Consider the following 25,684-nt stretch of genomic DNA (forward strand, 5'->3'; position numbering starts at 1 on the left):
CCTGAAGCCTCTGATCATCATCCGGGACCTTTCCGATTACCCGACATCCAGGCATGGCCCGTCGTTCCCTTCCTCCGCAAGTGCGCGCGCGCGGCGTCACGGCCGTGCTCGGTCCCACCAATACCGGCAAGACCCATCTCGCCATCGAGCGCATGCTCGGCCATGACAGCGGCATGATCGGGCTGCCCCTGCGCCTGCTTGCCCGCGAGGTCTACAATCGGGTGGTGGACAAGGCGGGGGTCCACAACGTCGCCCTGATCACGGGCGAGGAGAAGATCAAGCCGGACCGGCCGCGCTACTGGATCTCCACCGTCGAGGCGATGCCGCGGGACCTCGACCTCGCCTTCGTGGCGGTCGATGAGGTCCAGCTCGCCAGCGACCTCGATCGCGGCCATGTCTTCACCGACCGCCTCCTGAACCAGCGCGGACGCGAGGAGACCCTCCTCATCGGATCGGCCACCATGCGCCCGCTGATCGAGGCGCTGATCCCCGGCGTCCACGTGGTGACCCGGCCGCGCCTGTCGAAGCTCTCGTTTGCGGGCGAGAAGAAGGTTTCGCGCCTGCCTCGCCGCTCGGCCATCGTCGCCTTCTCGGCGGAGGAGGTCTATGGCATCGCGGAGCTGATCCGCCGTCAGAGCGGCGGCGCGGCGGTGGTGCTCGGCGCCCTCTCGCCCCGCACCCGCAACGCTCAGGTCGAACTCTTCCAGAACGGCGACGTGGACTATCTCATCGCCACCGATGCCATCGGCATGGGCCTCAATCTCGACGTGGACCATGTGGCGTTCGCATCCGACAAGAAGTTCGACGGGTTCCAGTTCCGCAAGCTGAACAACCCGGAACTGGCCCAGATCGCCGGCCGCGCCGGCCGCTACATGCGCGACGGGACCTTCGGCACCTCCGGCCGCTGCCCGCCCTTCGATGCGGAGACCGTCGAGGCGCTGGAAAACCACATCTTCGATCCGGTCCGCATCCTCCAATGGCGCAACCCCGACCTCGACTTCTCGTCGCTTGCCCGCCTGCGCGATTCGCTGGGCCAGCAGCCGAGGGAGCACGGCCTCGTGCGCGCCCCCACCGGCGAGGATGTGGCCTCCCTCGAGGTTCTGGTTCGGGAAGACGACATCCAGGCTTTCGCCCGTTCGCAATATGCCGTGGAGCGGCTCTGGCAGATCTGCCAGGTGCCCGATTACCGGAAGGTTTCACCGCAGACCCATGCGGATCTTGTCGGGCAGCTCTACCGTTTTCTTATGAAGGACGGGGCCATCCCGGCCGACTGGTTTGCCCGCCATCTGTCCGCCATGGACCGGACGGATGGGGATATCGACACCCTCTCCAACCGCATCGCCCAGGTCCGGACCTGGTCCTTCGTCGCCAACCGTCCCGACTGGTTGAAGGATCCAGAGCATTGGCAGGATGTTGCGCGTCAGGTAGAGGACAAGCTATCGGATGCGCTCCATGAACGTCTCGCCCAAAGGTTCATCGACCGGAGGACGAGCGTTCTCATGCGGCGCTTGAGAGAGAACACAATGCTCGAAGCGGAAATTACGACCACCGGCGACGTCACCGTCGAGGGCCAGCACATCGGTCACCTGCATGGCTTCCATTTCGTGCCTGATCCCCAGGCCGACACCACGGAGACCAAGACCCTGCGCAACGCGGCCAGCAAGGCGCTGGCCGGCGAGATCGAGGCGCGGGCGGATCGGTTCGCCGAGACCCCCGACACGATGCTCGTGCTGTCGAACGACGGCACGATCCGCTGGATGGGCGACCCGGTGGCCAAGCTCGAGACCGGGGACAAGCTTTTCGACCCGAAGGTGCGCATTCTCTCGGACGAGCATCTCACGGGTCCTGCCCGGGACAAGGTGGACGCCCGCCTGCGCGCCTGGCTGAAGGCCTATATCGTGCGCCTGCTCGGTCCACTGCTCCAGCTCGAAGACAGCGCGGAGCTGACGGGCCTTGCCCGCGGCATCGGCTTCCAGATCGGCGAGGCCCTGGGCGTCCTGGAGCGGTCCAAGGTTCTCAACGAGGTTCGAAGCCTCGACCAGGACGCCCGCTCGGCTCTGCGCAAGGCCGGAATTCGCTTCGGGGCCTATCACCTTTACCTGCCGGCCCTGCTGAAGCCGGCGCCCCGCGTCCTGGCAACTCAGCTCTGGGCGCTGCAGAACGGCGGCCTCGAGCAGAAGGGCATCGACGAGATCGCCCATCTCGCCCAGTCCGGCCGCACCTCGATCCCGGTCGATCCGGAGATCGGGCACGGGCTCTACCGCGCCGCAGGCTTCCGCGTCCTGGGCGGCCGGGCCGTGCGCGTCGACATCCTGGAGCGTCTGGCCGACCTGATCCGCCCTGCCATCGCCTACCGTCCCGGCATCACCCCCGGTCAGCCCCCGGCGGGCGCGGCCGATGGCGAGGGGTTCGTTCCGACGGTCGCCATGACATCCCTCGTCGGCTGTGCCGGCGAGGATTTCGCCACCATCCTGAAGTCCCTTGGCTACGTCATGGACCGTCGTTCCGGTCCGGCCATCACCGTGCCGCTCGTGGAAGCTCCGACGGTCGTCGAGCCTCAGGCGGCGCCGACCGAAGGCGAGGTGGCTGCTCCGGTCGAGGAAATCCAGGCTGAGGCGCCTGAGGCTACCGTCGGCTCCGAAGAAGCCGGGGCTGCTGCGGTCGAGGCTCCCGAAGCCGCCGTCTCTGAGCAGGAGGTCGAGGCCAGCGCCGCCGAGGCCGTGGCTTCGCCCGAAGGTCAGGCCATGGCTCCTGCGGAAGCTTCTGCCGAGGCGGCTCCCGCCGAGACCGCATCGGCCGAGCCCGAGATGATCGAGGTCTGGCGCCAGGGCCGCCGCCATCACGAAGGCGGGCAGGCGCGCCATGGCCGCGATGCGCGTGGTGGCCGCCACGAGCGCGGCGACCGGTCCGACCGTGGCGAGCGTCATGACCGAGGCGACCGGCGCCCGCGTCATGGCGAGGCTCAGGGCGAGCAGCCCGCCGGCGAGCGCCGCCCGCGTCCGGATCGCCGCGAGGCGCAAGGGGAGGGCGGGCGCCCGCAGAACCGGCCGCCGCGTGGCCCTGGCCGTGGCGACGACCGTCGTGGGCCTCGCCCCGACAAGCGGCCTGACAACCGCCGCGACGGCGGTCACGAGCGCCGCGAGAAGCAGCCGGATCCGAATTCACCCTTCGCCAAGCTCATGGCTCTCAAGGCCCAGCTTGAGGATAACAAGAAGTGAGGCGTTGAGTGCATGCGTGAGGACCGCCAGCGGCTCGACAAGTGGCTGTGGTTCGCGCGCTTTGCGAAAACCCGGACGCTGGCGGCCAAGCTGGTGACCAGCGGCTTCGTCCGGCTCAATGGCCAGCGCACCGACAATGCTGCCAAGGCGGTGGCGGTCGGTGACGTGGTGACCATCGCGCTTCCCCGGACGACCCTTGTCGTCCGAGTCGAGGTCCTCGGCGAACGCCGCGGCCCTGCAACGGAAGCAAGGCTGCTCTACCTGGATCTCAGCCAGGACAAGGGAGCGCTTGTCAGCGACCCTGACAAGGGCTAGAGCATCGGACCCAAAAGTGGGCCCACTTTTGGGTCCGATGCTCCACTCTTTGAAGAGCGCATCGTTCGGGCGGAAAACCGGGTCCACTTTTCCGCACGATGCGCTAGTGCGGCAGCAGATCTTTCTCGATTGGAACAGACCCCTGAAGGACCGTTCATGACCTACGTCGTCACTGAAAATTGCATCAAGTGCAAATACATGGACTGCGTCGAGGTTTGCCCGGTCGATTGTTTCTACGAGGGCGAGAACATGCTCGTCATTCACCCTGACGAGTGTATCGATTGCGGTGTCTGCGAACCGGAATGCCCGGCCGAGGCGATCAAGCCCGATGCGGAGCCGGGCCTCGAGCAATGGCTGAAGCTCAACGCCGACATGGCCAAGAGCTGGCCCAACATCACTATCAAGAAAGACGCGCCTGGCGATGCGAAGGAATTCGACGGTGTTGCGGGCAAGTTCGAGGCCTATTTCTCGCCCAATCCCGGCGAGGGCGATTAAGCCCCGGCTTCGGGCCGAGGCAGGTCCTCTTCACGCTATCCCTTGAAATATTTTTGCTTTTTCGGCCGGACTGTGATAGGGTCCGCAAATGCCGTCGCTTGCGCTCAAGCCGTGCACCGTCCCCGCAGACCGGCGGTTCACATAATGAAGCAAAGATTCGCGTCCTTTGACTTAAGGGAGCCTTGCTGCCTGGGTCAAGGGCATGAGCGTTTGTAGCCGCCGGCTTACATCAGGGAGACGAGCGGAATAGTCAAGTTCCGTGACCCTCACATCCTATCCTCGTTCCTCTGGGGCCCTGCCCAGCGGGACAACAGCTTCCTCGCCGCCAGGCGAGGACCATGCAAGGAGGCCTCTCTCGCATGACAACCGCCAAGAAGTCCGCCCAGCGCCTTGGGTTCAAGTCCGGTGAAGCGATCGTCTATCCCGCTCACGGTGTCGGCCGCATTACGGCCATCGAAGAGCAGGAAATCGCGGGTTTCAAACTGGAGCTGTACGTCGTCTCCTTCGACAAGGACAAGATGGTCCTCCGGGTCCCGACAGGTAAAGCTTCCAGTGTCGGCATGCGCAAGCTTGCCGAACCGGCTCTGGTCCAAAAGGCTCTGGACGTTCTGACGGGTCGTGCCCGCGTGAAGCGCACCATGTGGTCGCGCCGCGCCCAGGAATACGAGGCCAAGATCAATTCCGGCGATCTGATTGCTGTGACGGAGGTCGTGCGCGACCTCTATCGCTCCGAGGCCCAGCCCGAGCAGTCCTACAGCGAGCGTCAGCTGTATGAATCCGCCCTTGACCGGGTCGTGCGCGAGATTTCGGCCGTGAACAAGATCACGGATACCGAGGCTCTCAAGCTCATCGAGCAGAGCCTCGCCAAGTCTCCGCGTCGTGCCAAGGGTGCTGAGGCTGAAGGCGAGGCCGAGGGCGACGATCTTCAGGAAGAGGCCGCCTGATCGGCAGCGTCGGTTCCAGCCTTCCAAAGAGCCCGGCCCCAGGTCGGGCTTTTTTATGTCCAAAGCCTTGTTTTTCAGCGGCCGGAATCTATTTTGCAGAACTTGGCTGTTCGAAGTGAACTTTTCGCGGCCTCGCTCGTTGTGTCTCTGCCAAGGGAGAGCACACAATGGGAGAAATCTCAGGGGTCCGCCGCCGGTTCGTCCGCGCTGCCATGAATGCGCCTTTTCTCGAAAGAGAAGAGGAGCATCTTCTAGCTGTGCGCTGGAAAGAGAACCGCGATGAAGCGGCGCTTCACCAATTGACGGCTGCCCATATGCGCCTCGTCATCGCGCTGGCAGCCCGTTTTCGTCACTATGGCCTGCCCATGGCTGACCTCGTCCAAGAAGGCCATGTGGGTCTCCTGGAGGCAGCGGCCCGGTTCGAGCCCGAACGCGAGGTCCGCTTCTCGACCTATGCGACCTGGTGGATCCGTGCCTCCGTGCAAGATTACATCCTTCGTAATTGGTCAATCGTTCGCGGTGGAACGAGTTCCGCCCAAAAAGCTCTTTTCTTCAATCTGCGCCGCCTGCGCGCCCGCCTGACCCGCGGCGGAGAAGAACGCATCTCTTCGGATGTGCATGCGAAGATTGCTGAGGCTATCGGCGTCTCGAAGGCCGATGTCGCCCTCATGGATGCCCGCCTGTCGGCCCCTGACACCTCCCTGAATGCGCCCGTTCTGGATGCCGATCCGTCGAATTCTGCGGAGCGCGTCGAATTCCTCGTCGACAACAGCCCCTTGCCGGACGAAAGCGTCACCGACGTGATCGACACGGAGCGCCGCGTGCGCTGGCTGCAGCAGGCCCTCGAGGTCTTGAACGAGCGCGAGCTGCGCATCCTGCGCGCCCGCCGCCTCGACGATGAGCAGGTGACCCTAGAATTCCTCGGCGACCGGCTCGGGATCTCGAAAGAGCGCGTCCGCCAGATCGAGAACCGCGCCCTGGAAAAGCTCAAGCGCGCCCTGATGGAGAGATATCCGCAGGCCTCCGGCGCCTTCGTTTAAGCAATCCGGATTCTCAAGGTCCCATTACTGAAAGAACGGCATCGGCGAGGCGGGCGACCGCTTCGCCGCTTTGTTTTGAACGCCTGGGGGCAAGCCCCTATTCCACAACGACCTTGTAGCGCTCGCCCACCTTCAGGGGAGCATTCCGGTCGAGCCCGTTCAGGAGCAGGAAGCGTTCGAGAGGCCGATCGATGGGCATTTGGGCCGCGAGGCTCTGCGCCGTATCGCCCCGCTGCGCGGTGACGAGCTGAAGCTTCAGGGGCCTGATCCGCCGCGCCTCCTCCGGCTGAACCTGTCGCACGCTGCCTAAGGTCTGCTGGAAGATCGTCTCCAGGTCTCCCCGGTTGCCGCGGGTGGCCATGATCAGCCGGAAGGTGGTGTTGCCGATCCGGATGGCCGAGAGGCGGAAGGTCCATTCCTTGCCGTTGGACAGGGCGGTCACCACCGGCAGGCCATTCACGGTCACGGAGGTCAGGGTTCCCGGCTCGATGGTGTCCGTCCAGGTGGAGCGCAGCACATCCTCCAGGCTCTGCCCTTCCGGCGTGTCCGCCGCATCGAACAGCAGCCGCCGGTCGCCATCGGGGGAGGCGCCGAGCACGGCCTGGGAGGTGTTCTCGAGGTTGAAGCTCTCGGGCGCCTCGAAAGCCACGCCCAGCCGCGAATGGATGAAGCGGCGGCCCTTCACGACCCCGTCGGCAGGATCGTCGCCATAGGACAGGCCCTCGAGCGCCGTCAGATAGGCAAGCCGCCCCGTCTCGCCCGTCCCCGCCATCTCCGTGCGCCGCGCTGCCTGAAGCGCCCGCGAGACCCTGTCGTTGGTCCGCGGATGCGAGGCATCGCGGTCGGCCGTCGAGGTGTCCGTGCTTGTGCCCGATCGGCCCAGCGCCGTCAGGAAGCGGGGAGCGCCGAAGGGATCGAAACCGGCCCGGGCCAGAACCCTGACGCCCATCTGGTCGGCTTCGAGCTCCTGGGCGCGCGAGAAGCTCGCCAGGGCCGAGCGGGCCTGGCTTTGCGCCATCGCCGCTTCCTCGGCATCGTTGAGCACGTTCTCGGCCACCCTTTCGATCAGGGCCGAGCGCGCCTGCAATTCGGTGCGCTGGGACGCATGACGAAGGGTTACGTGCGCAATCTCATGGGAGAGCACGGCCGCCACCTCGGACATGTCGTTGGCGAGGGCCAGGAGCCCGCGCGTCACATAGAGGCGTCCGTTCGGCAGGGCGAAGGCATTGATCAGGGGCGAATTGAGGATCGTGATCTGAAACGTCTCGTCCGGCCGGTCGGTCGCCATGACGAGCCGGTTCGTCACATCCGTCAGAATCTGCTGGAGCTGGGGTGCGCGGCCTTCGCCGCCGAAAGCCCTGACGAGACGTACATGATCGCGGTCACGGTCGGGGCCGATCACCCGGGGTGCGTTCGCCGGCAGGGACACGTCTCCGCCAAAGCCGGAGCAGCCCGCCAGAGCGGCTGCGAGCACGAGGCTGCCGAGGATACGAAGGTTACGCAGTCGACGTGTTGTGCTCATGCTCGTTCATCGTGGCAGAGGATCGCCTTCGAGACGCTCGATCATGTCCGGTATGACAACGGAAAAAGCCGTGCCTTGCCAAGGCTGCAAAATGCCTCGGGCCCTGATCCGCCGGCCCTTGAGCGCCTCGGCGCCCAGGCCGCGATCCGACATCTGTTTCCAGGTCTTCCGGGGAATGATGATCGTGAAGTCTTCTGCCCAGAGCCCCCCGAAGTTCAAATAGGTGCGCTGCTTGCGCTCACCGATGCTCCTGACGCGGCCTTCGACCAGCACGAAGCTGCCGACCCGCTCCAGCAGGCGCTCGGATTGATTCACATCCAAGGGCTTATAGCGGTCATCGGCCCAAAGACCAAGGCGTCGTTCGCGGGCCTTGGCCTCGAGGGCCAGGAGCTCGGGCTGGCAGAAGACGTCATCCGATCCGGCATCGGCCAAGGCGAGGCCCGCCTCGATCAAGCCATGGGCCCAATCAAGCGCTGGAGTCTCCTGAGAGGACCGGATGCGGATGGAGATCCGGTCCCACCGGTCGCGGCTGTCCGAGCCTTGCACGAGGATGAGACGGCCGATTTGGGATTTAAGCCAGGAAAGGGCTTGATCACGATAGGGCGAGCCGTCCGGGAGCCGCAGCCCTGCCAGCCTCGCCCTGCGGTCCGAGCCAAGGATGAGGTCCCCCTCCGGGGTGAGACCCTCCAGCCGATCGGAGCGCATCTCGCCGTCGCATCCGGCACGCTGCTGTGACGAAGGAACGGACTGCGCCAGGGCCGCCTTTGCGGCGGCATGCAAGGCTAGCCCGGCGCAAAGGGCCAGCAGCATCCGAAGGATCGGTCCCGTCATAAAACGAGATCATACCCACCTGAGATGAAACGGCTACGCTTCGCGCAGGCGGATCAGCGCTTTTCCTGCACCGGGCTGTGCCGCTGCGGCTTACATCCGCTCTGGCCTGAGGGGTTAGGCTTGTTGTGATCGCGGCTCTGATGCTGCCGTAGCGGCAAGACAATCGCAGACCGCGCAAATCGTTGTGGTCAAGACCGGCAGGAGAAACCAGCTGTTTCCAGACTCACCAGCGGATCACCACGACGCGCTGATTGCCGTTGCCGAGTTCGACTGCTTCGGTGCCCTCCGCCTTCCGGTTCTGGAGCTTCGCATCCTCGATGATCTCGACTTCGGCCACGTGCGCGGCAAAGGCCTCGTCCACCTCCGCGACGCAGAGAAGGGTGTCGGGGGGAAGGTTCTCGACCTGTTTCAGGAAATCGCGAAGCGTCTGCACCGTGGTATGCCTCCAGTTGCCTTCACCAACCGGCTTGGCCGTGGGGAGTTCCTCGGCTCCTTCTACGGAAGGGACTCAACCCCCTGGAATGCCCCTGCCGACCGTGCTAAATCCCCTTTCGTCAGCGGTCCCGTAGCTCAGCAGGACAGAGCAGCGGTTTCCTAAACCGAAGGTCGGAAGTTCGAGTCTTCCCGGGATCGCCAACCAACTCCCTAAAGACAAAAGGATTTTTGGCTTCGCCCTTGCCCGCGCCCGATGGGGTTTGACACTTTTAATCGTCGGGTTTGACAATTCCCGTGCGCCGCTTGTCCAGTTCGTCCGCGAATCCTTCCGCAACGCCGCGCATCGTCCGCCGCATGTCCGCGCCCTTGGTGTAGCGCCGGACCATGTCCGTCGTCTCCTGCCCGAGCGCATCGGCGATCGCGCGGTCATTGTGGCCCATCTCCCGCAGGATCACAGCCACCGTGTGCCACAGGCCATAGAGGGTGAGTCCTTTGCCGATCCTGCCCTCCTTCTCCAGCTTGATCCGCACCTTGCTCCAGGAGGCCCGGAAGCCGTCGATCGTCCATGGGTGGCCGTGGGAGTTCGCGCAGAGCGTCGCGGCCTGGTGCTCGGGAGCGTTGGCCAAGATCTCCGCAAGCGGTGCCGGAACCGGCCAGAAGACATCCGCGCCGGTCTTCGACCGCCTCGTGACGATCTCGCCGCCGCGATAGGCTTCGCGCGGGAGCTTCAGCACGTCCACGGGTGCCATGCCGGTGAACATCATGAGCGCGATGCCCGGCTTCATGTGTGCCGGAACGGCATCGAGCACCGCATGGCGTTCCGCGTCGGTCCAGGGGCGGTTCGCGGCGGGTAGGGAGCGCGGGCGACGGATATCTTCGACCTCGGACGCGGGGTTCGAATCTATGTGATTGCGTTGCGCGCCCCAGGCGAAGAGCCCGGAAAGACGAACCCTCACGTCGTTGGCGAACTTCCATCCCTTGCTTCGGGCCTTGTCGCGGATCTTGATCACCGCCGGCTTGTCGAAGCGTGCCAGCGGAAAGTCGGCAATCGTTTGCAGGTAATCGAAATGCCTTTGATATGTCTCCTTGGTGCGCGGGGCCAAATCGCGAAAGTCGTAGCTATCCCGGTACAACGCGATCAGCATGCCAAGGGTGCCGGGCTTCTCGGCCTTCTTGGCAATGCGAGCCGTGATCCTGTCGCATTCGGCGAAGAACTCGGCGGATCCGAGCGGCGCCTTCCTGAGGTCGATGCGGGCACGTGTCTTGCGGTGATAGCAGCGCCACGTGCCATGGCGATCCTTGAAGATCTGGAAGCCCTTCACGCGAACGACGGTCATCCAAGTCTCCCGATGATATCGTCAGCATCGAAGTCCCCTTTCAGGCTGTCGATCCAGCGGTCGAGATCCTTCACGTCCCAGAGACGGTCTCCATCGATCATCTCCAGGGGTTGCACCGGACATTGCGCCTCGAACTTCTTGAGCGGGCGGCGGCAGTAGTTCGCGGCCTCTGCCTTCGTGAGAAGGCGATACGGTTGAAGGCGAAGGTTGAGGGTGGCTGTAGGCATGACATTACCTCACAGATCACTGGGATTTCGCTTGCCGCCGAGACTGGATTCCTCTGGCGGTGATGATTTCGCTGCCGGCTGCGATCTACGCCCTGGACAACCCGACCTGCGGGTGGCACCACTTTCGGCACGAGCGACGATGGCCTTCGTGGGTCGGTGGGTTGATTCATCACGAATCCTCCCGTTGCCGCAGGCGCTGGCCTGCGGCTGAATCCCTCGATGCGGGGACCGCTGCTCGATACTTGAAGGTTTCGCCGGCCTGGTGCCGGATCCCGCGCAGCTTAAATCCTCCATTCTTGGCAGCCCGGGTCGCCTTTTGTCGCATCGGGCAGAAAGGACTCGACAGGCCTGTCGGCGGTGGATGTCGATTCGAGGCCTCTGATCGCTCCGTCGCCTCATGCCGGGCCTCCTTCTCCGGCGTCCGGTGGAGGGACAGGGTCACTGCCGCCCGCCAGTACGATGTCGAGGATCTCGCCGCGGGAGGCGGAACCGCACGCCTCAAGCATCTGGGCGAGGGCATCGAGGGCAGGTCCGTTCGCTTCCAGCATCGTCCTCGCACGGTCGCGGCACTTGGCGAGCGTTCGGTTTACCGTACGTCGCAGGGAAGGATCCGACCGAAGCCGATCGAGGAGTTCCGCGTCGTCGGCGGGCGCCAGGTAGGCAATATTCCTGCCGAAGCCGACCGATGCCTCCATCGCCGCCGCGAGCATCGTCGCCTGGTGGAGGTCGCTGCGGTCCGATCCGCCCGCCCCTTCGGTATGCTCCCCGAGCACGATCTCCTCGGCTGCCATCCCCGCGAGTAGTCCCACGATCTCGGCGAGGTAGGCAAGACGCGTCCGCATGACGCCCCCGACGCGATGGCAGGCCGTCACCCCGGCGGCACCATCGACCGACACCTCGCGGAACACGCGCACCTGCGTGGGCACCTTGCCGGCGGCGAGCGACAGCAGGGTGCCGATCACCGCATGCCCGGCCTCGTGGATGCAGGCGCGGCGGAAATCCGCGTCGGACAGGCGAAGCCGCGTCGGCAGAGCGACACCGAGGTCGCCAATTGCGAGAGGCCGCCGCTCACTGCGTGCCCTGCGCCGGGCATTGCGCACCACCTGCTCGATCACGGCGCCGGAGGCGCCCTCCAGCCGCTCCGCCGCGTCCGACAGGTCCGCGTCCGCGAGATCATCGCCGAGATGGTGGCGCAGGATCCCCTTGCGCGCTTCCGTGTCCGGCAGGGGAATGACGACGTGGCGGTCGAGGCGCCCCGGGCGCCGGATCGCGGCGTCGATCTTGTCGGGCAGGTTCGTAGCGCCGACGACGACGACGCCCTCGCGCCCCTCGGCCCCATCGAGGCACTCCAGGAAGGCATTGATGACCTCGCGGCAGTACTGCTCATGCTCTCCCGATAGCGTCTCGCGGTCGCCGAACGCATCGATCTCGTCGACGAACAGAATGCAGGGCGCGTCCTTCTTTGCATCCTCGAAAGCCCCGCGCATCGCCTTCAGGAGATCGTCGAGATGCCCCTTGGCCTGCCAGCGCGCGAGCGAATGCACGTGGATCGGCACCATGCAGGTGCTGGCCAGAGCGCGCGCGAAGGTCGTCTTGCCCGTGCCAGGCGGGCCGCTGACCAGGATACCGCGATCCATGTCGGCCCACGTGAGCCGCCCGGCCCTGTAGTCCGCGAAGTCCCGCGCCATCGACTGGCCCCATTCCGCCGCCTCGCCGAGCCCGTGCAGGTCGTCGAGCGTCGGGTGCTCGCGGCGTTGGCGTGCCGTGACCGGAGCGGCAGCCGCTCCGTCCTTGAACCGCCGCAGCCGTCGCACGACCTGACCGAGGCTTCTCCCCGGCTTGACCAACATGCCGATGGTCTGGAGCGGCAGCCCGAGCGCGGCATCGATCAAATCACCCGGCGGCTTGCTGCCGAACACGGCGTGCAAGGCTCCCTCGAGTGCCCGCACGTCGACCAGGTCAGGCGTCACGATCGCGTCCGCCGCTACGCGGAAGACCGTTGGGAAGTCGGCCGGATCCCCTGCGACGGCGACGACCCGCGCACGGGATGCGAGTGTCGCCCGCACGGCGTCCTCGGCCGCCTTCGGGCGCTTTGGCTTGCTGTCGAACTCGACGACTTCGAACGCATCGTCGAACCTGTCGAATTCGTTGGCGAGCGCGTCATGCGACAGGGTGCGGAGCATGGCCCTCGCCGCCTCGACGAAGTCCGGCCTGTCCTGGGGATGGGGCACCACGAGGCCGACGATGCAGGGCTGTCCCCGCAGCACGTGGTGCAGGCCCGCCCGTCGCAGGGCGCGGACGATGAGGTTGCGCGCGGCAGTCCGGCCGACGTCCCGGGGACGGCGCACGGTCTCCGTGCGCCGCGAGGTTGAGGTGAATGTCGAGGTCATGGTCGGTCCTCCTTGAGGCATGCGTCAGAGGAGGTCCGGGTTGAAGTTGTCGGCGGCCTGCCCGAGGGCGTAGAAACGGGACAGCGTTCGCGCGTAGCCGAGGCTCGGCGCCAGAATCCAGAGACCCGTGGTGACGCCCGGCCGGCCGTCGCCGATCGTCGGATGGTTGAACATGATCCCGGTCAGGCACGGATCGGGGCGCGTGATGCCCTGCCAGTCGTGAATTGTCGGACACGACGCAAGCAGGGCCTTGCCGGGATGCTTGCCCCGGCGGATGTTGTCGAGATCCCGCAGAAGACCGCGCAACCGGATGATTTCGGCCTCGAGCTGGGGTGCCGGGCCATCGTTCTTGATGATGAAGGGCATAGGACATGCTCCGTCGTTCCTGGTCCCGAGGGGTTCGAGCCGGACGACTTGGTTGGTTTGAAACGGAAGGTTCAGTCGTGGAAGCGGGAGACGCGCGTCTCTGGTCCGATCCGGGCCCCGTCGAGGTCTATGTCGACGAAGCGGCGCAGGGCCATGGCGGCGATCGCGCCTATCGGGTCGCGTCCGTCGCGGATGACCTGCATGCACGCGGCGAGCGGCATCGGTCCCTGCTCATCGAGCAGTGTCAGGAGACGAACGCGGTCTCCGAGCGACACGTGGGAGTTGGCGTAGCGCAGGAGATCGCGGGCATTGTCGAGACGAAAGCCTTCGACAAAGTCCGACCCCGTCAGGATTTCATGTCGACAGCCTAATGGGAGCGATACTTCCGCAAGCAACTGCGCTTGAGCGGCTTCGCCGTTTGATGGCAAAACATCGATCAGCGTCGTGCCGGAACCCCGTGTGACCGCGAAATCCGGGACGTGCGTTCCTTGCGCGTGATGCAGGACCAGTGGGAGGCATGTCCACGTGATCACCGTAGGATCGACATCGAGCAGGCATCCGAAATCACGCGCCGCTTGATGCCGGAACATCGGTCGTCCTTCGCAACGTACGGTGCCGCGTGGATTGAAGGAGAGTGCCGAGGTCTCTTCGCGGATGCGGGCCAGGACATCGAGACCGTCGTCGATGCCGATGGCAAAAGATTGGGAGATTGGCATGGTTACGCTCGTCCCATTGTGGACGGTGGATGCCGTCGCGTGAACCGATAGGGCGGGTTCGGGAAGTCAGCGTATGGAGGCTATTCGGGTACCGCGCAGGCAGACCGTGCGCTGAAAGCGCAATCCGGTATCAGCAATATATGCGGGAGCCTTGGTCATGCAGGAACAAATAGAAAACATGGCCAAGCTTGTCAATGTGCTATTCGCTACCCCTTTCGAGGTCCGCCGGGGCATCAGCTTGACCGATTAAATGCGGCACGGGCACGGTGCCTGGAATTGAGGAGGCATCGATTTGCACGTCTAGCCCTGGGTTAAGCGGAGAAGACGCTTGTATCGCATGTCATCTGCTACAGCGGGGACCAGAGCCCGGATTTCGGCGAGCCAGTCAGCGAGATCGTAGGGTACCACTGCGGGACTTGGGCCGAGAGCAGCATCCAGCAAGTCGAGCGCTCCGCTCCAATCCTCCGCGGCTGCCTTGCGCCGTTCGCTGCTGTCGGGAAGCAGTTGCCCTTCATCCGTCTTCCGCCGCTCTCCGAAGTACAAGAAAAGTGTGTCCACGTCCCAGAGCTCAAAGGGAACGATCAGGGGAGCGATCGTTCGGACGCCCTCAGCGAAGGCTGCCCCAAGTAAGGCCGGAAGTCTCGCAAGGTGTTGTGAAAGTCCAGGATCCCTGAGAGCAACATCGAGCGGCCAACACTGATCGAAGAAGAGTTTCCCGGCCTGCTCCCAAGCCCGTGCCCGCTCCTCAAGCGGCTTACGCAGAAACCAGTCCCGAACGGCATCGGCAGCGGCCATACGCCCTTCGTCGCTCGTCTGCTGGAGAGCAGCTCTCAAGGCAGCCGGACCGAGGGCCGCTTCGTGTTCTCCTGCCAAGCGATCGAGGGTACGCCAGGCAAGCCGCGCAACGAGGTGGGCTACACCTTTGGTCGAGAGCCGGGCTAGTTTCGCCTCCCGAACCATTGCTGGCTCAAGGCGTCCATAGAGCTCGTCAGTCAAGGCCCGGCCATAAAGCGCGTGAAGGTCGAGGAGACTGAGGTCTGCCTCCCCCTCATCGTCCGTAATCGGCGTAAGCACGAGCTCGTCTGCGGCGCGCGGCATCAACGCGACAGCGACATGCGCCCACTCGGCCAGTCGTGCGGCAACCATCCTTCGCGCGTTGCCGACGGCCTTCAACAGCGTCGTCTCAATGTTGTTTGCCCGGTCGTAGATTATGTCGAAACGATCAGGTGCGCGGCGCACTCGGTCGAGAAGAGCCAATCCGACGAAGGTGACGTCACCAGCGGGCGTATTGTACGCCCGGCCAAACAGACGTTCGCCTTGGCTCGGTCCGAACCTCTCGTCAGAGCCAGTCTCGTCGATAAACAACACATGCCCGGCGAGGTGCTGCCACACATCCAGGATCAGAGCCTGATGGTCTGAGAGGAACGGCTCAATGATCTCGTCGCGACCAACGATGCACTTCTCGAGCCACCGCACCGCGGCAGGCCCCAGCGCATCCAATGCCTCACCATGCATCCGGCCGAGCACATCCAAAACGGTGCGCTTCTGAACCAGGGAGGCCTCCTGCATGGCGTCGTCATCCGACAGCCGCTGGAGGACTCGCCGCCAAAGCTCGCCGTGCGCCGCGCTGTCCGGCGCTGACAGCAACGCCGCCAGCGTTCGTTGGGGCTGCTGCCGCACAAAGGCGGCCGCATGATCGCTTTCGCCAAATCCACGATCAACTCCGGCCTCTTCCAGCGCTGCGACGAGTGCGGCGCCCTCTTTGTCCATAAATTCAGATGGGTCGCCCTCTGGCACGTACCAAGCGCGAACGCCGCCGGGCAGGAGGTCGTCGGTTGACAGGTTAACGGCGTCACGGCCCGCACGTGCAGCCAGTTCATCAACCATCCGGCCGGCCTCCCCTGACAGCGGACCGCCCTTCTGTGCAATGGCCGAAAGCAATCGTGCCGCACGATCATGTTGCCAGGCTCGTTTTTCGTCGTCCGATCCTCTCGTCCATCCCGTGATCGGGGGACCTTGACGGAGGCGTTCCTCCAGACCAACCCGATCACCCTCCGTCAGAGACCGCCAACGCGTCACGATCAGAAGCGTTGTCTCGGCAAACTTACCCCAAAGCTCCTCATCTCGACACGAGAGTAGCGTTTGTCCCACATCTGCGGCCGTGAAGACCTCGGCATGGCGCAAGGCATGTAGGTAAAGCCGTCGATATAGAGCCTCATCGCGTAGCCTCCATCCTTCGGCGATGCGGCGGGCCCGATCGGGATCAAGCGCGGCCAGCCGGTCCCAAGCCCCCGATATGACGCGCACGAGGGTGCGGTGATCCGAAGGGTATGGGTCAGGATCCGTAGCCTCGGCGGGATCAACGTCAGGACCGCTCCGCCAGTGAGTCTCCGTCGCGACCCGGTTGGTCAATCGGTGGAGTAAATCAGATGCTTCCTCCGTCCAGCCCATGAGGATGGCGAGACGGTATGCTGCATCCAGTTCTGCCTCGAGCGCCCGCAGGAGTAGCGCCAGCCACGAAGGGTTATCAGGGAGCGCGGCGACGATCTCCCTATGGTCGGGGTACGCACCCCAATGGATCGACCGGGAGGTCAGGCTTTGCGGATCGAACGATCCGGTTGCCTCCTCATCCTCCCCTCCTGCTGTCCACCGCCAGGGCCGCTCCAGACGGAGTTGTGGCTGGAGAAAGCGAGCCAGTCGGTCTATGTCGCTGAGATCTGGTGTCTCACCGGACTTCAGTCGCTCGACGAGGTCATAGGCGAATACGTCGGAGCGGCCGCGATCGGCATCTCGGACGGCGCGGGATAGGAGTGACCAGAACCGACGGCTTTCCGGATTCCAATCCTTGGATTGCCGCTCGATCAAGTCGTCCAGGATTGAGATCTCCTCAGACGAGAAGCCCGCAACGTGAGTGGAGCGGACCGCTTGGTCCTTTGCCTCCAAGCCATCGGCCTCATCGTTGGGGGATCGCTTCCGTGGCGTAAGGCGGTCGACGGCCCACGCCATCGCGGCCGGTGTTTCAAGCTCGTCGAGCAACCATGCCTTGAGGCTACCGAGGTACGTGCCCATCTGAGGTTCGATGCTGGAATCGCCACCCGACCCGCGTTCCGATCCCGGCCGTGCGTCCTCGATGGCGCGGATCCAGGAAAAGTCCCCGCCCAGCTTCTTAAACAGCCTGCAATTCGCCGGTGACGTGAGCAGCAGTTCCAGTACCCCGCGTTCAGCGGACGATGCCTCGGTGTAGCTTCGCCCGATGACCTCTCGCAAGCGCCGCTCCGCCCAGCCCTGCGGATCAGTGACCCACGCTGCCCATTCTGCCAATGTGTCGTAGAGGTTCGCATGGGCGGGATCGTCCTCATAGAGTAACGGCCTGATGCCCTTCGCCAGCCAGGCCTGTGTGACCTGTGCGCCGTCGGCCCCTGCGCTGTCGAACGCATAGATGGTTCTTAGGTCGCGAAACCGTCGGCGGTCGGCGCTGATCACATTCAGCAGGTACTTCAGCGGAGGATCCTCTGCCCCGTAGCCAACGAGGACAATGTGATAGCGCCGCACGAGATCGTAGAGAAACCTCGCAGCCCAGCCACTCCTGAGGTAGGCGTCTCCGAAATCCGCACCAGTGAGAACGAGATCAGTTTCCTCGATCGCTGGCGTCGCCCTCGGATCAGACAAGCGACCGTGCTCCTGGCGTATTCGGGTGCAGTCAATGATCATGGACAGGCCGTGTTCCCCGGCAGCGCCTCGCCCGGACGATCCAGGCGTGCCGGACCGCGATCTGAAATCCTTCGCGCTCGGGCCGCGTGAACCCGTGACTGTCCTTGCGCTGCTGCAACGAAACGTGGATCCTCGTGTGTCTTCCTGTTCCGACTATGCAACGAGGAGTCCGGAATGGAAGATCACGCAGCCAAGCCAAGACCGTCCAATCTCCTGACGCGCGTCCGTGCCGTCGTGAGCACGCTCGATCTGGACTGTCGGTGCCGCGGCAAGCTCGATGCCGCCCTGGAACGCTTTGAAACTCTCGAGACCCGGCGGCAGGTCCGCGCCCTGATCCTCGATGCGCGGCATCAGGCCGAACGCATCGCGGCGCTGCTCGAACTGGTCGGCGAACTCGACACGGTCGCGACGGACGAGACGGACCTCGGCGTCTTCGACGAGATCGCGTTCCTCTTCGCGGATATCCGTTCCGCGGCGGCGCGCGGGTCCGCGGACATGGCCAGGGCTGGGCGACTTGCCTCCGCCAGGAGGGCGTCACCTCATGAGGCAGAGGGTTGAATGTCCGACGATGTCCTTTCGGAAGGCCTGCTCAAGGGTCTCGACGAGGAGGCCACGGCAGAGATGCTGCGCCAGGCGGAGCGCCGAACCGTCCCGGCCGAAGGCGTGCTCTTCACGGTAGGCCAGCCGGCGCGGGCCGTGCACGTCATCGTTTCGGGTGTCGTCCGGTTGATTCAGGTCACCCCGAGCGGGCCGCGGGTCATCATCAAGTACGTCAGGCCCGGGGAGGTTTTCGGCAGTCCCGCCCTGCTGGACAGGTTCTACCCCACGAATGCCGTTGCCGTGACCGAATGCGTTGAACTCCAATGGTCGTCGGCAGCCATCAAGTCGTTCGTGGTCCGATACCCGCAACTGGCGCTCAACGTCATCCGGGACCTCGAGACGCGTCTGCGCGAGATGGAGAGCAGGTTGCGCGATCTCTCGACCGAGCCTGTCGAGCAGCGCCTCGCGCGTGCCATCCTCAGGCTCGTGGAAGCCTTCGGACAGCAGACTGCGGACGGGGTCGAGATCCCGTTCCCGGTCAGCCGCCAGGATCTCGCGGACCTGATCGGGAGCACCCTGCACATGGTAAGCCGGACGCTTCGCGCCTGGGAGGCGCAGCGCCGGATCGGGCGCTACAGGCGTCGGCTGGTCATCGCCGACGTCGAGGCCGTAGCCAGGATCCTGTACCGGGAGGCCTAGCGTGTCAGCGTTCGCCTTTCCCCATCGGCGGTGACCAACCGGACCTCGCCACCAACCTTGCGGAGGGCGTTCACAATCACATCCGCAGGCAGGAGGCTGAATGCCGTCGACAGGGCATCGGCCGCGGCCGCAGTCGGCATGATGGCGGTCACGCTCCGATACCGATGGGCCGAGGCACCCGTCCGCGGGTCGAGCAGGTGGTTGAAACGTCCGCCTGGATCGAAGCGGAAGCCATAGCCTCCGGAGGTCGCGACGGCTTGGTCAACCGCCTCGATAGTTTCATCGACCTGCTCCGGGTGGTCCGGGTCCGCGATGCCGACGCGCCATGGCGTGCCCGAGGGATGGGAGCCCATGGTCCGTGGCTCGCCCATGTCGACGAGGCTGCTCCCGATGCCGCCCGCGCGCAGGATGTCCACGACCCTGTCGGTGACGTAGCCTTGGGCAATGCCGTTCAGGGTCAGCCCCATCCCGCGTCGCGGAAGGGCGATCCTGTTCGCGTCGAACGCAATCTGACCGAAGCCCACCCGTTCGAGGGCATCACGGAGCGCGGGTGCGGACGGACCGTGCGGATCCGCATCGGGCCTGAAGAAGTGGTCCCTGTAGAGTGTCCACAGCGCCTGCACCGTCGGATCGAAGGCACCCTCCGTCAACTCCCAGCAGCGGCGGCATTCGGCGAGGAGCGTGACCAGGTCCGCAGGCGGAGCGACGAGGATGCCCTGTCGGTTCAGTGCCACGAGAGCAGAGTCCGGCCGATAAAGGCTGAACACCTGCTCCAGTCGGCGCACCTCGGCGAGCGAGCGCTCGACAAGCCGCTCGGCTATGCCCCGGTCATGATGGTGCACTTGCAGGGTCGCCACCGCGCCCATGGCATGGCCGTGCCAGGTCACGAGGTGGGCGTCGGCTCTTGCCGCATGTCCGAGCGGCATAAGTCCCAAGCCCGCCGCGGCTGCGGTGACCCCTATGAAGCGACGACGGGAGAGGAGAAGAGACATGGCTGGCTCCCTAATGGGCGTGACCGTCCTTTGCCGCGGCGGGCGCGGCATGATCGTGATGCTGTCCCTCCAGGCCTGACTTCTCCTCGGCGGTGCCCGTCATCTCGGCGGTGGCACCCAGGACATAATCCTTCGGCACCTCCGCGAAAGCGACGACGCGTCCGCCGTTCTCGGCCGCGAACTTCTCCGCGGCTCCCTTGTCGGAGAACGGCACAGCCTCGTCGCCGCCCATGCCACCCTTCATGCGGCTCCCGATCACGAACGAGGCCTGCCTGGCATCGACCCAGTTCGTCGCCCCGGGCTTGTCCCACTCCGGTGCCTTGGCCATGTCGGAGACGTAGATCGCACGGATGTCCTTCGGCTCCTCCGGCAGCATGGTGAAGGAAATCGCGTCCCGGGCTGACGAGAACCACACAGGCTCCTTGCGGCTCGCCAGGACGATCTGCCCCTTCGGCCCGGTGTGCTCCATAACGTTCATGCCACAGTAGTGGCCGATGGCCGAGGCCGTCATCTCGTGCGGGGGCGGCGGGGCTTCCGCGGTCTTCCGGTCGTTGCAGCCGGCGAGGGCCAGCGCACCCGCGAAGAAGGTGAGGAGGGCGATCTTTCTCATAGCTCTCTCCTGGAGAACGCAAGCGCCGCGAGGCCGAGCGGGACCAGGGTCCAGGCGGCAAGTGCTGCAAGAAGGGGGTACGGGCCCAAGGTCGCTGTCTGCGCCACCCCGGCCATGCCGGAGAACGCGCTGACCCCCGCGGTGCCCGTCAGGTTGAACAGGCGATAGGCATCGGCGGGATTGAGCAGGAGCAGGGCGTTGAGGAACCCGCCGGACAGGGTCCGGCCCTGGTCGACGACGAGCATCCCGAGCAGCGCCATGTCGTAGATCAGCACGAACACGAGCCAGATGCCTACGGCGATGCCGCCCGCCGTGCCGCGTTCCCGCACCAAGGCGCTGACCAGATAGCCCACCGCGATGAACGCGGCGCCGAGCAGGATCGAGGAACCGATCATGGAGGCGAAGGCGATCCAGCTCTCCGCGTCGATCTCCGCACCCGTTGCCGCCAAGGCGCCAGCGGCCGCGCCGTAGCCCAGCAGGGTCGCGAACGCGAGGATGGACAGGTGGCCGATGAACTTGCCGAGCAGCACCTGCCAGCGCCCGACCGGGTAGCTCAGGAGCAGCAGCATGGTGCCCCGCTCCATCTCGCCCACGATGGCATCGTGCGAGATCAGCAGCGCGATCAGCGGCACGAGGAAGATCGTGAGGCTCGAGAGGCTGACGATCACCACGTCGAGTGCACGCACGCCGACGGTGCCAGTTGGGGCGCTGCCGAGGAAGGTGAGCGAAAGGGCGAGGCCTGCGAGCAGCAGGGTCGTGGCGAGAACCCAGCGGTTGCGCAGGCCCTCCTGGATTTCCTTGCGCGCGACGATCAGGATGTTTCTCATCGCGCGGTCTCCTGCGACAGAAGGAAGTGGGCATAGAGTTCGTCGAGGGTTGGAGGCACCACGTCGAGGTCCTCGACGGGCGCACCCTCGTCGGTTGCCCGCCGCAGCACCTCGATCTTCCTCTCCGGCGAGGCATCGATCTCGACCATGTGGCCGTTGACACGGCGCCATCCCTCCACGGGACCGAGCCAATTCGGCACGTTGGTGAGTCCGGCGTCGGTGACCTTGAGACGGATGCGGGTCGGCAGCCGCGCGATGCGGCGCAGCTCGTCGAGCGTGCCGTCCGCGACCTTGATCCCGCGGTTCATGATCAACACGCGCCCGGCGCGCTCCTCGATCTCGGTCAGCGCGTGCGACGACAGCAGGACCGTGGCCCCGCGCCCGCGCAGTTCCTCCACGATCTCGTAGAAGCTCTGGCGCAGGGCAGGATCGAGGCCTGTGGTCGGTTCGTCGAGCAGCAGCACCCGCGGCTCGCCCAGCAGCGCCTGCGCGAGGCCGAGCCTCTGGCGCATGCCCTTGGAGTAGGTGCCGACCCGCCGGCTGGCGGCGTGGGTGAGGCCGACGCGCTCGAGGAGCGGCGCGACGGACTTGCCCGGCTCCCGCTTGAGGCGGGCATAGAATGCCAGGGTCTCGTGCCCCGTGAGCGCCGTGTTGAACGAGACGTTTTCCGGCAGGTAGCCGAGCCTGCGTCGCGCCTCGAACTGTCCTGCGGCCGGATCGTCGCCCAGCACCTTGATGCTGCCGCCTGTCGGCCGGATCAGTCCCAGCATGAGCTTCATCAGGGTGGTCTTGCCGGCGCCGTTGTGGCCGACGAGCGCCACCGTCTCGCCTTCGGGAAGGCTGAAGGAAACGTCGCGAACCGCCTCGACCTTGCCGAAGCGCTTGACGACGTTGCGGATCTCGACGGTTCCGGTCATGGCCGGCCTCCTGCGGCAGGCTGCGGGCGCCGGGGCGGCGCCATGAGGGGCCGGCTGTCAACGACCCCGCCCGGCAGAAGGGCCGGGAACTGCGCCTGAGCCCAGCGGATCACCTGCACGGCCGGGCTGTTCATCAGCACCTTGGCCTGCGGCGCGGTCCAGAGCACGCGGTCGACGAGGTCGTTCGGGCGGTAGGCGCCGTCGCCCAATCCGTCGCCGTTCAGGTCGAAGGCGGGATTGTCGCTCCAGTAGTTGCCGCGCCCGTCCTTAGACCAGTCGAGATAACGGGTGCTGACGTACTTCACCTGGTTCCGGTTCCGGATGAAGGCGTTGCCGACCATCTCGTTGCGCTCGGACCCGGCGGTGAAGTGAATGCCGATCTCGCATCCCTCGAACCAGTTGTCGCGGAAGCGGTTCTGGTTGGCGTTGTAAATGAACACGCACTTGGTGGGGCCAGGCCTTGCATCCGGACCTTGTGCCACCTCACTTGAGTCCGGCGCCGGCAGGCCGTGTTCCTTGTCGTCCTTGCCGCGCGTCCCGCCGGTGTTCCAACGCTCGGCGGGCTGGAGCCGCCCCAACACGGTGTTGCCGGTGATCTGGGAGCCGTTGGCGTAGTTGAACAGGAAGCCGTGGTCGCGGTCCCCATCCGACACGTTGCCGGTGATCTTCAAGCGGCTCGAGAACATGAGCGCAAAGCCGACCGCGTTGTCGACCGACACGTTGTCCGTGATCTCGCTGTCGTTGGTGTACATGTAATGAATGGCGAAGCGCAGGTCGCGGAAGCGGTTGCCGGAGAACACGTTGCGCTTGCTGGTGATCACGAAGATGCCGTCACGGCCGAAGCGGACGCTGTTGTCGAGCACCTTCGCTCCCGTCGCATTCCAGACCGAGATGCCGTTGCCGGCCTCGTTCACGCGGCCCTCCCGGATCCCGACGATCTCATTGCCGCGCGCGACGGAGTTCTCCGCCCCATGGAGATAGATGCCATACAGGTTGCCCTCGATCCGGTTGCCCTCGACGATGGCTCCAGCGGCCGTCTTCTCGACGAAGACCCCGGCATCCATCTTCTCGGAATCCCGTCCGGAGCCGCGGATGATCAGGCCGCGCACGACCGCTCCTGGGGCGGACACCGTGACCACGCTCCCTTTCCCCGGCCCGACGAGGATCGCGCCCGGCTCACCCTCGACCGTCACCCTGCTCGTGATCCGGATGGGACCGCGGTGCTCGCCGCGCTCCAGGACGACCACGTCACTCTCGGAAGCGAGATCGACGATCTCCTGAATCGCATCGCCCGTAGAGACGGCGATCCGCTCCGCCCACGCGGGCAGGGCGAAACTGGCGGCGATAGCCGCCGCCAGTCCCATGCGTACCAGTGCACGACGTCCCATCATGGCATCAGGTCGCCCGCGGCTCGACGAACATGCGGCCCTTCATCTCCATGTGCATGGCATGGCAGAACCAGGTGCAGAAGTACCAGTATACGCCGGGCCGGTCCGCCGTGAACGTCACGGATGCCGTTGCCTGGGGCGCCACCTCCATGCTGATGCCGTAGTTGATGAGGCCGAAGCCGTGGGTCAGGTCCTCGACCTCGTCGACGTTGGTCACGTAGACCGTCACCTCGTCACCCTGCTTCACCTGGAAGCTCTCCAGGCCGTACGCCGGCGCAGCCGACGTCATGTAGACACGCACCTTGTTGCCGTCCCTGACCACCTTCGAGTCGACCTCCAAGGTGACCCCGTCGACCTTGGCCTGCTGCACCGCGTCGGCGAAGAACGGGTCATCGCGCTTCCAGGTATGGATCGGATTGATCTTGGAACGGTGCACCAGGGTCGCATCGTGCGGCTCGGCATAGCTCGGGCTGTCGTGCACGAGCACCATCCGGTCGCCGGAGATGTCGATGAGCTGGTCGTTCTCGGGCTTGAGCGGGCCGACATTGAGATAGCGGTCCTTCGAGAACTTGTTCAGCGACAGCAGCCACTTGCCGTCAGCCTCCTTGGTCTGGCCCATGGAGGTGTGGTTGTGGCCCGGCTGGTAGTGCACGTCGAGCTTCTGGATGACAGGGTTGACCTTCTCGCCCTTGAACGCCCGCTTGGCGAGGTCGATGTTCCACTTGCACACCTGGCTGTCGAGGAACAGCGTCGTGTAGGCGTTGCCCTTGCCATCGTAGGCGGTGTGCAGCGGGCCGAGGCCCAGTTCCGGCTCGGCCACGACGACATCGCGCGGCTGGATCTTGTCGTCGAACAGGTCGTCGAGCTTGCGGGCGTCGAAGACGGTCACCGTCGGCGACAGCTTGCCGTTGGCGACGAAGTGGATGCCGTCCGGCGCGGTGTTGATGCCGTGCGGGCTGTTCGCCACCGGGATGTAGCGCGTGTACGGCGACCCCTTGCGACCGTCGAGGACGGGCACGCCGCCGATCATCTCGGCCTTGCCGGCCTTCACTGCGTCCTCGATGCGCTTGAGGTTGAAGACGACGACCCAGTCCTGCTCCTTCGCCATCATCTCGGCGAGCGTCACGCCTTCCTCCGAGTTGTAGCAGGTCGCCCAGGAATACTTGCCCTGGTAGTCCGCGTCCGTGTTATCGAGATTCCCGTCGACCCTGACCTGCCAGGCGACCGTCATGGTGTCGCCGTCGACCGCGGTGTAGATCGAGGAGTACTGCTTCGGATCGTCCAGGATCTTGCCGTCGTTCGGGATCGGCACGCGGTCCTCGCCGTTGCAGAACACGTAGCCCGTGCGCGGGTACTTCTGCACGCGCAGGCCATGCACCGTGTGCTGGTTCGGGAGCTGGATGATCTTGTCGCACTTCATCACGTCGAGACGGATGCGGGCGACGCGGGTGTTCAGCTTGTCGTTCACGAACAGGTAGCGACCGTCGTAGGTGCCGTCCGTGAAGGAGGGGTGCGGGTGGTGCAGGTCGCCGGCGGTGTAGACTCCACCCTTATCCTTGAGATACTCGCGGCTTTCCGGCGTCAGGCCCTCGGTGAGGATCTTGCGGCTCTGGTCGGTCTGGCCCCAGCCGGTGGCGCTGTCGCGGTTGAACACGGGAATGCGCATCAGCTCGCGCATGGACGGGCAGCCGACGATGCGGACCTCGCCGCTCTGGCCGCTGGAGAAGAACACGTAGTACTCGTCGAGTTCGCCGGGCTTGACCTCGTACTTGTTGGTGACAGCGGGACGCGCCGCGGGCGCGCCGGGAGCGGTCTGTGCCTCGGCGGGCGTGATGATGCCCGCATCCTTCAACGAGACGCCACCCGCGACACCCGCCGCTCCGGCGGCAGCCGCGGCGGCTGTCGTTCCGAGCAACTGACGCCTGCTGAGACCGTTCTTGTTATCTTCCTGTGACACGTGAGCCTCCTTCTTGCTCATGAGGCGGTTGTCGGGACATCCGCCGTCGTCGGATCGCCCGTGGGCTTGCCGAGAACCTTGCCCTTGTGGGTGATGATCGGTTTAGCAGGACCAGCCCCGCCGTCATTGATCTGGCGCATGGACGGGGACGAAAGGGCCTCGCGCTTTTCGCGCTTGAGCCGCACCTGGATCATGTGCGGGCAGCGC

23 protein-coding genes and 1 tRNA gene are annotated in these 25,684 nt (G+C 65.2%); 8 read left to right on the forward strand and 16 right to left on the reverse strand.

Features of this window, described 5'->3' with window-relative positions; translation table 11 throughout:
* Positions 1-53 precede the first annotated feature (53 nt).
* From ILT44_RS16620 to ILT44_RS16640, 5 genes are all read left to right on the forward strand, one after another.
* Positions 54-3,218 (forward strand): helicase-related protein, encoded by a 3,165-nt coding sequence (locus tag ILT44_RS16620; protein WP_204240720.1) that lies wholly within the window; start codon positions 54-56, stop codon positions 3,216-3,218.
* 12 nt (positions 3,219-3,230) lie between these two features.
* Positions 3,231-3,533, forward strand: coding sequence for an RNA-binding S4 domain-containing protein (locus ILT44_RS16625; RefSeq protein ID WP_204240721.1), 303 nt, complete (start codon positions 3,231-3,233; stop codon positions 3,531-3,533).
* Positions 3,534-3,689: 156 nt separating this feature from the next.
* Positions 3,690-4,028, forward strand: coding sequence for a ferredoxin FdxA (gene fdxA / locus ILT44_RS16630; protein WP_204240722.1), 339 nt, complete (start codon positions 3,690-3,692; stop codon positions 4,026-4,028).
* A gap of 359 nt (positions 4,029-4,387) precedes the next feature.
* The gene (locus tag ILT44_RS16635) at positions 4,388-4,972 is read left to right on the forward strand and encodes a CarD family transcriptional regulator (protein ID WP_204240723.1); all 585 of its coding nucleotides are present in this window, start codon (positions 4,388-4,390) and stop codon (positions 4,970-4,972) included.
* Between the two features lie 167 nt (positions 4,973-5,139).
* Positions 5,140-6,012, forward strand: a complete 873-nt coding sequence (locus ILT44_RS16640; protein WP_204240724.1) for an RNA polymerase factor sigma-32 — start codon at positions 5,140-5,142, stop codon at positions 6,010-6,012.
* Between the two features lie 97 nt (positions 6,013-6,109).
* On the opposite strand, the gene ILT44_RS16645 is transcribed toward ILT44_RS16640, so the two are convergent.
* The 3 genes from ILT44_RS16645 to ILT44_RS16655 form a co-directional block, all read right to left on the reverse strand.
* A complete protein-coding gene (locus tag ILT44_RS16645) occupies positions 6,110-7,534 on the reverse strand; it encodes a M48 family metalloprotease (protein ID WP_204240725.1) in 1,425 nt (474 codons plus the stop codon).
* A gap of 6 nt (positions 7,535-7,540) precedes the next feature.
* Complete coding sequence (locus ILT44_RS16650) at positions 7,541-8,365, reverse strand: thermonuclease family protein (RefSeq protein WP_204240726.1); 825 nt, start codon at positions 8,363-8,365, stop codon at positions 7,541-7,543.
* 223 nt (positions 8,366-8,588) lie between these two features.
* On the reverse strand, positions 8,589-8,798 hold the full coding sequence (locus ILT44_RS16655; protein WP_204240727.1) for a hypothetical protein: 210 nt from the start codon (positions 8,796-8,798) through the stop codon (positions 8,589-8,591).
* 126 nt (positions 8,799-8,924) lie between these two features.
* Here ILT44_RS16655 and ILT44_RS16660 point away from each other — a divergent pair.
* Positions 8,925-9,001, forward strand: a tRNA-Arg gene (locus tag ILT44_RS16660).
* Positions 9,002-9,069: 68 nt separating this feature from the next.
* Here ILT44_RS16660 and ILT44_RS16665 read toward each other — a convergent pair.
* The 6 genes from ILT44_RS16665 to ILT44_RS16690 all read right to left on the reverse strand — a co-directional run bounded on the left by ILT44_RS16665 (position 9,070) and on the right by ILT44_RS16690 (position 17,505).
* Positions 9,070-10,137, reverse strand: a complete 1,068-nt coding sequence (locus ILT44_RS16665) for a tyrosine-type recombinase/integrase (protein WP_204240728.1) — start codon at positions 10,135-10,137, stop codon at positions 9,070-9,072.
* Positions 10,134-10,364 (reverse strand): hypothetical protein, encoded by a 231-nt coding sequence (locus ILT44_RS16670; RefSeq protein WP_204240729.1) that lies wholly within the window; start codon positions 10,362-10,364, stop codon positions 10,134-10,136. The genes ILT44_RS16665 and ILT44_RS16670 overlap by 4 nt, the downstream gene beginning before the upstream one ends.
* A gap of 395 nt (positions 10,365-10,759) precedes the next feature.
* Positions 10,760-12,754, reverse strand: coding sequence for an AAA family ATPase (locus ILT44_RS16675; protein ID WP_204240730.1), 1,995 nt, complete (start codon positions 12,752-12,754; stop codon positions 10,760-10,762).
* A gap of 24 nt (positions 12,755-12,778) precedes the next feature.
* Positions 12,779-13,120, reverse strand: a complete 342-nt coding sequence (locus tag ILT44_RS16680; protein WP_204240731.1) for a DUF6634 family protein — start codon at positions 13,118-13,120, stop codon at positions 12,779-12,781.
* A 71-nt stretch (positions 13,121-13,191) separates the two neighbouring features.
* Entirely contained in the window at positions 13,192-13,836 is a 645-nt protein-coding gene (locus ILT44_RS16685; protein ID WP_204240732.1) for a hypothetical protein, read from the reverse strand.
* Positions 13,837-14,136: 300 nt separating this feature from the next.
* On the reverse strand, positions 14,137-17,505 hold the full coding sequence (locus tag ILT44_RS16690; RefSeq protein WP_204240733.1) for an SIR2 family protein: 3,369 nt from the start codon (positions 17,503-17,505) through the stop codon (positions 14,137-14,139).
* 216 nt (positions 17,506-17,721) lie between these two features.
* Here ILT44_RS16690 and ILT44_RS16695 point away from each other — a divergent pair, with 216 nt between their 5' ends.
* Both ILT44_RS16695 and ILT44_RS16700 read left to right on the forward strand, forming a co-directional pair.
* Complete coding sequence (locus tag ILT44_RS16695) at positions 17,722-18,105, forward strand: hypothetical protein (RefSeq protein WP_204240734.1); 384 nt, start codon at positions 17,722-17,724, stop codon at positions 18,103-18,105.
* Positions 18,106-18,786 (forward strand): Crp/Fnr family transcriptional regulator, encoded by a 681-nt coding sequence (locus ILT44_RS16700; RefSeq protein WP_204240735.1) that lies wholly within the window; start codon positions 18,106-18,108, stop codon positions 18,784-18,786. It abuts the gene before it with no gap.
* On the opposite strand, the gene ILT44_RS16705 is transcribed toward ILT44_RS16700, so the two are convergent.
* The 7 genes from ILT44_RS16705 to ILT44_RS16735 form a co-directional block, all read right to left on the reverse strand.
* A complete protein-coding gene (locus ILT44_RS16705; protein WP_204240736.1) occupies positions 18,783-19,778 on the reverse strand; it encodes an FAD:protein FMN transferase in 996 nt (331 codons plus the stop codon). The genes ILT44_RS16700 and ILT44_RS16705 overlap by 4 nt on opposite strands.
* A 10-nt stretch (positions 19,779-19,788) precedes the next feature.
* On the reverse strand, positions 19,789-20,388 hold the full coding sequence (locus ILT44_RS16710; protein WP_204240737.1) for a nitrous oxide reductase accessory protein NosL: 600 nt from the start codon (positions 20,386-20,388) through the stop codon (positions 19,789-19,791).
* Complete coding sequence (locus ILT44_RS16715; RefSeq protein ID WP_204240738.1) at positions 20,385-21,215, reverse strand: ABC transporter permease subunit; 831 nt, start codon at positions 21,213-21,215, stop codon at positions 20,385-20,387. The genes ILT44_RS16710 and ILT44_RS16715 overlap by 4 nt, the downstream gene beginning before the upstream one ends.
* On the reverse strand, positions 21,212-22,132 hold the full coding sequence (locus tag ILT44_RS16720; protein ID WP_204240739.1) for an ABC transporter ATP-binding protein: 921 nt from the start codon (positions 22,130-22,132) through the stop codon (positions 21,212-21,214). Before ILT44_RS16720 ends, ILT44_RS16715 begins: the two co-directional genes overlap by 4 nt.
* Positions 22,129-23,520: a nitrous oxide reductase family maturation protein NosD gene (locus ILT44_RS16725; RefSeq protein WP_204240740.1), complete on the reverse strand. Its 1,392-nt coding sequence runs from the start codon at positions 23,518-23,520 to the stop codon at positions 22,129-22,131. Before ILT44_RS16725 ends, ILT44_RS16720 begins: the two co-directional genes overlap by 4 nt.
* Before the next feature lie 7 nt (positions 23,521-23,527).
* The gene (gene nosZ / locus ILT44_RS16730; protein ID WP_204240741.1) at positions 23,528-25,477 is read right to left on the reverse strand and encodes a TAT-dependent nitrous-oxide reductase; all 1,950 of its coding nucleotides are present in this window, start codon (positions 25,475-25,477) and stop codon (positions 23,528-23,530) included.
* 17 nt (positions 25,478-25,494) lie between these two features.
* Positions 25,495-25,684 (reverse strand): hypothetical protein (locus ILT44_RS16735; RefSeq protein ID WP_204240742.1); only part of this gene is annotated, 190 nt, incomplete at its 5' end.

The sequence above is a fragment of the Microvirga arvi genome (assembly GCF_016892765.1).
GTDB classification, from domain to species: Bacteria; Pseudomonadota; Alphaproteobacteria; order Rhizobiales; family Beijerinckiaceae; genus Microvirga; species Microvirga arvi.

Coding starts and splice junctions, on each gene's coding strand:
- ILT44_RS16620 (WP_204240720.1), top strand. CDS start 54: ATGGCCCGTCGTTCCCTTCCTCCGCAAGTGCGCGCGCGCGGCGTCACG.
- ILT44_RS16680 (WP_204240731.1), bottom strand. CDS start 13,120: ATGCCCTTCATCATCAAGAACGATGGCCCGGCACCCCAGCTCGAGGCC.
- ILT44_RS16705 (WP_204240736.1), bottom strand. CDS start 19,778: ATGTCTCTTCTCCTCTCCCGTCGTCGCTTCATAGGGGTCACCGCAGCC.
- ILT44_RS16640 (WP_204240724.1), top strand. CDS start 5,140: ATGGGAGAAATCTCAGGGGTCCGCCGCCGGTTCGTCCGCGCTGCCATG.
- ILT44_RS16715 (WP_204240738.1), bottom strand. CDS start 21,215: ATGAGAAACATCCTGATCGTCGCGCGCAAGGAAATCCAGGAGGGCCTG.
- ILT44_RS16670 (WP_204240729.1), bottom strand. CDS start 10,364: ATGCCTACAGCCACCCTCAACCTTCGCCTTCAACCGTATCGCCTTCTC.
- ILT44_RS16650 (WP_204240726.1), bottom strand. CDS start 8,365: ATGACGGGACCGATCCTTCGGATGCTGCTGGCCCTTTGCGCCGGGCTA.
- fdxA (WP_204240722.1), top strand. CDS start 3,690: ATGACCTACGTCGTCACTGAAAATTGCATCAAGTGCAAATACATGGAC.
- ILT44_RS16625 (WP_204240721.1), top strand. CDS start 3,231: ATGCGTGAGGACCGCCAGCGGCTCGACAAGTGGCTGTGGTTCGCGCGC.
- ILT44_RS16685 (WP_204240732.1), bottom strand. CDS start 13,836: ATGCCAATCTCCCAATCTTTTGCCATCGGCATCGACGACGGTCTCGAT.
- ILT44_RS16675 (WP_204240730.1), bottom strand. CDS start 12,754: ATGACCTCGACATTCACCTCAACCTCGCGGCGCACGGAGACCGTGCGC.
- ILT44_RS16695 (WP_204240734.1), top strand. CDS start 17,722: ATGGAAGATCACGCAGCCAAGCCAAGACCGTCCAATCTCCTGACGCGC.
- ILT44_RS16665 (WP_204240728.1), bottom strand. CDS start 10,137: ATGACCGTCGTTCGCGTGAAGGGCTTCCAGATCTTCAAGGATCGCCAT.
- ILT44_RS16720 (WP_204240739.1), bottom strand. CDS start 22,132: ATGACCGGAACCGTCGAGATCCGCAACGTCGTCAAGCGCTTCGGCAAG.
- ILT44_RS16645 (WP_204240725.1), bottom strand. CDS start 7,534: ATGAGCACAACACGTCGACTGCGTAACCTTCGTATCCTCGGCAGCCTC.
- ILT44_RS16635 (WP_204240723.1), top strand. CDS start 4,388: ATGACAACCGCCAAGAAGTCCGCCCAGCGCCTTGGGTTCAAGTCCGGT.
- ILT44_RS16700 (WP_204240735.1), top strand. CDS start 18,106: ATGTCCGACGATGTCCTTTCGGAAGGCCTGCTCAAGGGTCTCGACGAG.
- ILT44_RS16710 (WP_204240737.1), bottom strand. CDS start 20,388: ATGAGAAAGATCGCCCTCCTCACCTTCTTCGCGGGTGCGCTGGCCCTC.
- ILT44_RS16725 (WP_204240740.1), bottom strand. CDS start 23,520: ATGGGACGTCGTGCACTGGTACGCATGGGACTGGCGGCGGCTATCGCC.